The following is a 3881-nucleotide window of genomic DNA, read 5'->3' on the forward strand; positions in this document are numbered from 1 at the left end:
CGACGGCCACAGCGGCATTCTTTGCGTGCGATGCGATTTCCGGGCCGCACATCACAAGCCTAGAGCGGCGCTCTGCGGAGCGGCCCGCATACTGTGAGCTGTGAGCCGCAGCGGATTTTTTTGCGTGCGGGGTGCTGCGAGGTACGCCGACACATATCGGCCCACGGCACACTCGCGCCGCATTACGCGACGCGCTGGAGGACGCGCCGCACCGCGGTCCCCGTCCAGGCCCCGCCGCGCGCTGTCGGCACACCGTCGGCCTGGAGCTGCTGCGCGATCCTCTCCAGGCTCATGCCGGCGCCGCGCAGCTCCTCCACGCGCTCCGCGATGTTCAGCGCGACGCGCACCGCGGCGGCCTTGTTCGCTGCTGCGCCGGCCTGACGCCCGCGCTGCTGCTGCTCCGCGCCGGGGAGCTGCTGGCCGGGCCGCACGCCGCCGAGCTGCTTGCCGCGCGCCTTGGCTGCTGCGAGCGCGGCCTTGGTGCGGGTGCTGATCGCGCGGGCCTCCTCCTCCGCGACCAGGGCCATGATGCCGACGGTGAGCCGGTTGGCGTGCGGCATGTCGGCCGCGACGAACTCCACGCCGGCCTTCGACAGGCCGAGCAGGAAGTGCGCATCGCGGGACAGCCTGTCGAGCTTCGCCAGGAGGAGCGTCGCGCCGGTCACGCGGCACCGCTCCAGAGCCTTCGCCAGCTCGGGCCGGTCGCTGCGCCGGCCGCTCTCGACCTCGACGTAGATCGGCGCCAGCAGCCGGTCGCCGGGCTGGAGGAAGCCGCGGATCGCCGCCTGCTGCGCCTCCAGACCCAGGCCGCTGCGGCCCTGCTTGTCGGTGCTGACGCGGGCGTACGCGACGAATGTGCGCTGCTGGGTGGTCATCGGGTGGGCCTCGGTGGCGGTGCGCCTCCTCTAGCCCGCCATATCACCTCTCGTCAACATTCGATGACGAGAAGTGACATGATCTGGCCGGCGCCGCTGGGGCGCGGAGATTTCGGCTGAGGCACCCCCATGGGGTGAAATCGAAGCGGTTCGAAGATCCCGCTAAAGCCTTGTTCTTATTGCCGTTGCCCCGCCCGGCTCGTTGACCCCCCACCCCCTCTTCGCGCCGCTCCCCCGACCCCTGGGGCACCTCGACGAGTACCGGGGGAGTCCCGTTCCCCGAGCTGCTGCGCGCCGTCCTCCAGGCCCCCTGGTCGTCCCCCCGACGTGTGGCCGGTGCGTGGCTGGTCTGGTCGCTGCTGCGTGGCCGATGCGTGCCCGCTGGGTGGCGCTCCAAGGGCCGGGGGAGGGGGGACCTGGTCGATTTATCCACAGGCCGGAAGGGGACCAACAGGGGAAGGGATCATCTACGACGATCTACGCGCGCGCGCGCGCATTGGGCGGGTCTTTACGTCCCACACCGTGGGATGCAATGGTCCCACACTGTGGGACGTAATCCGGGGGGATTCACATGCCGCGAGGGCCAGCGCCGCTCGTTCACTTCCGCAGCCGGGCAGACCAACTCCAGGCCGAGCAGGCCGAGCGGCTGCGCCAACTGGTCCTGGCGCTGCCCGAACTGCCGCAGCGTGCCGTGGGCGAGATCCTCGCCACCATCGACCGTCAGACCGCCGCCGACCAACCAGACTGGACGTTCGTCATGATGTCCCCCGCCGACAACGACCGCGTCGTCTCGCACCTCCTCGACACCGCGGCGCGGCCCCAGGTCGCCGTGCGCCTCTGGGCGAAGCTCTTCCTGCACCTTCGCCGCGACACGGGCGACATCGTGCGGACACGGGAGGAGCTGGCCGAAGAGGCGGGGACGACGCCGCAGCACATCAGCGAGATCATGTCCGAGCTGGAGGCGTTCGGTGCCATCGTGCGCTTCCGCGAGAAGGTCGCCGGGATGCGCGGGCCGGGCCTCGTGCGCTACCGCATGAACTCGCGGATCGCCACGCACCAGACTGGCGCAGCGCGGGTCAAGGCGCAGGCCGCGGCGCCGCTGCTGGGGCTGATCGAGGGAGGCCGGAAGTGAGCGAACACGCCCCGTTCCGCGGACAGCCCTACCGCCAAGTCGAGATCCGGTCGCTCCGCGATTGTCGCGTAGAGATCCTCGACGATGGTGGTGACGGTTGGATGGTCGTCGTTCACACGCCCGATCCGCGCGACCAGCTGGTCATGCGCAACAGCGTGCCCCACGGCCTCGCGGCGTTGCTCGCGGAGGCCGAGGCCTACGTGAACCGCCGCGCCAACACCGGCCGGCTGCCGGACTATCCGTGACGCCACTCCAGGAGGGAACGGACGTGAGCGCCGATGATGACGAAGACCCTGCAGGTCTGAAGCCGCTACGCATCGAATGCACGGACGACGGGGGCCATCCCATGACCTTCGAGGTGCCTTGGCGCACTGAGGCCCACCTCCTCGCTCAGCTCCTCCGACGGCAGCGAGCGCGCGACGAGGCCACGGGCGGGAATGTCGTGCGGCCGACGTTTGGCGTGGTCGGGCAGGGCCGCGAGGCCTGACCATGTGCGCGCTACCAGTCCCGGCCAACGACGACGAACTACCGGGCCTCAAGATCAAGATCTGGACGCACACCGGAGCGCGCGGTGTGCTGATCCTGCGAGTGGCCGAGCGCATAGGTCCGAGCGGCGGCCGGCTATGGTCCTGGGCAATCGTACGGGACGGCGCGATCCCTGCTGACGGGACCACGCCGACCCGCGTCGGCGCCGAGTTCATGGTCAAGACCGTGGCGCGCTGTCTCGTCGGGCCGGCCCGTGATCCTGCTCCGTAGCGCCCGCGCCAAGCCGGGGGAACACCCCCACCCAGGACACGCCCGCATTGCTCGCCACGTCGCGCGCTACAGGCCGTCCAGCGAGTGCCCCGCTAGGGTGGTTGCGGACGACGCCGCGAAGGCCTCCACGATGCAGGTCGTCTCCGTGCGCGAGACGCGCCAGGAAGCCCGCAGGAGGCCTCCAGGCGCCCCGCCGCTGGGTGCTGGGTCTGCTGCCCGCTGGGGCGCCCTCCACGGGCTTCCTGGCGCGGCCTAGAGGCATCCCAGAAGCCAGCGGGAGCGCCGGGGGAACCACCCCACCGGCGGGCATGCCCCGCAAATCGCGTAGGAAGGCCGTACGCGGCGTTTTGGGGGCCTGGGGGTACGCGAGTAGCGACCAGATGCCAGAAGCCGCTGGCGGCCCATCCACGGTCCAGCGCGGGGCATGTGGCCTTCTGGGGACCAGGTCCCCCTGTCAGCATGCCAGCCAGCACGCATGCAGGCTTGCACGCAGCCGGCCGCGGCGCCGGTCAAGCAGCGGACGAAGTCACCCTCTGAGCGAAGCGAAGAGGGGGACACAGAGTGGTCGCAGAGCTGGTCACCAAGACCCCCTCCAAGTGGTCTTCAAGACCCCCCCTATAGTCCCCCCCGCTGGTGCCCCCGTGCTGCCCAACCTTGGGTGCCGTGAGTGCCCCAGCACGCGCCCCACGGAGTGAGGGGAGGACCACAGTCCATCCCTCCTCCTCGCCCCTCTCTGCGCGTCCTCTGCGCAGCTCGACACGACCCGCCATGCGCCGGGGACCAGTGGGGCCGCCGCGGAGACGACCTGGAGACAACGCGGAGATGACGTGGAGACGCTGCGCCTCCGCAGGCCTCCTCCCGAGCCTCTGCCGGCACTCGCCGCCTGCTCGACGACGACGATCAGGGCGGTGCGGTGCTGCGCGGCGAGGAGCTGCACGACGCGCGTAGCGGCGGGGACCGACGAAGACGAAGTCGGAGACGCTGACGAGGTGCGGCCCGACGGCCACAGCGGCATTCTTTGCGTGCGATGCGATTTCCGGGCCGCACATCACAAGCCTAGAGCGGCGCTCTGCGGAGCGGCCCGCATACTGTGAGCTGTGAGCCGCAGCGGATTTTTT

4 protein-coding genes are annotated in these 3881 nt (G+C 70.5%); 3 read left to right on the plus strand and 1 reads right to left on the minus strand.

Annotation, left to right across the window (positions count from 1 at the left end; translation table 11 throughout):
* Positions 1-182: 182 nt before the first annotated feature.
* Positions 183-875, minus strand: a complete 693-nt coding sequence (locus tag E2C05_RS29590; protein WP_133223206.1) for a recombinase family protein — start codon at positions 873-875, stop codon at positions 183-185.
* A 571-nt stretch (positions 876-1446) separates the two neighbouring features.
* Between E2C05_RS29590 and E2C05_RS29595 the strand changes: the two genes are divergently transcribed.
* Genes E2C05_RS29595 through E2C05_RS29605 form a run of 3 tightly spaced genes read left to right on the plus strand, consistent with a single transcriptional unit; the run spans position 1447 to position 2494 of the window.
* Positions 1447-2007, plus strand: a complete 561-nt coding sequence (locus E2C05_RS29595; protein ID WP_133223207.1) for a helix-turn-helix domain-containing protein — start codon at positions 1447-1449, stop codon at positions 2005-2007.
* Positions 2004-2252: a hypothetical protein gene (locus E2C05_RS29600; RefSeq protein WP_133223208.1), complete on the plus strand. Its 249-nt coding sequence runs from the start codon at positions 2004-2006 to the stop codon at positions 2250-2252. The genes E2C05_RS29595 and E2C05_RS29600 overlap by 4 nt, the downstream gene beginning before the upstream one ends.
* A gap of 23 nt (positions 2253-2275) precedes the next feature.
* Entirely contained in the window at positions 2276-2494 is a 219-nt protein-coding gene (locus E2C05_RS29605; protein ID WP_133223209.1) for a hypothetical protein, read from the plus strand.
* Positions 2495-3881 lie beyond the last annotated feature (1387 nt).

Source organism: Paracraurococcus ruber (assembly GCF_004353985.1).
GTDB classification, from domain to species: Bacteria; Pseudomonadota; Alphaproteobacteria; order Acetobacterales; family Acetobacteraceae; genus Paracraurococcus; species Paracraurococcus ruber.